The 719-nt window shown below is 74.1% G+C and carries 1 protein-coding gene; it reads left to right on the plus strand.

Annotated features, from left to right (window positions below; all coding sequences use genetic code 11):
• Window positions 1–674, plus strand: a 674-nt coding sequence (locus LCE31_RS40065; protein ID WP_225023244.1) for a pentapeptide repeat-containing protein, incomplete at its 5' end; no start/stop codon positions are given.
• Window positions 675–719 lie beyond the last annotated feature (45 nt).

Here is a 719-nt window from a genome sequence, read left to right on the forward strand (position 1 = left end):
AGGGTCAGCAGCACCCGCCCGGCCACCGGGTCGCGCCCGCGCGCCGCCCCGAGGTACGGCTGCCGCCGCTGACCCCGTACGAGGGAGGGCTTGAGGCGGACGGGGACTTCGACGGGCTCGCGTTCCTCGGTGCGGACCTGGCGGGCCAGGAGGGCCCCGGCGCGCGGTTCATGGACTGCGCGCTGACGGACTGCGTCCTGGACGAGGCGGAGTTGGGGCGGGCCCGGTTCATCGACTCGGTCCTGACCAGGGTCCGGGGCGTCGGCACGGATCTGGGCGGGGCGACACTGCGCGACGTGGAGGTCGTGGACGCGCGGCTCGGCGGCACCCAGCTGCACGGGGCGGGCCTCGAACGGGTCGTGGTCAGGGGCGGCAAGATCGACTATCTGAACCTGCGCCAGGCGCGGCTCACGGATGTCGTCTTCGAGGGCTGCGTGCTGGCGGAGCCGGACTTCGGGGGCGCCAGGCTCACGCGCGTCGAGTTCCGGGACTGCGCGCTGCGGCGTGCGGACCTGACGGGCGTGACACTGAAGGACGTCGACCTGCGCGGGGCGAGCGAGCTGGACGTCGCGAAGGGGCTGGACCGGCTGGCGGGTGCGGTCATCAGTACCGCCCAACTGCTGGACCTGGCACCCGCGTTCGCGGCCCACCTGGGGGTGCGGGTACTGGACTGAGCGGACCGGTGCCGGGCCGGGCCGATGAGCAGGAAGGGGGAAGGC

Source organism: Streptomyces sp. 8L (assembly GCF_020176795.1).
Classification (GTDB): Bacteria; Actinomycetota; Actinomycetes; order Streptomycetales; family Streptomycetaceae; genus Streptomyces.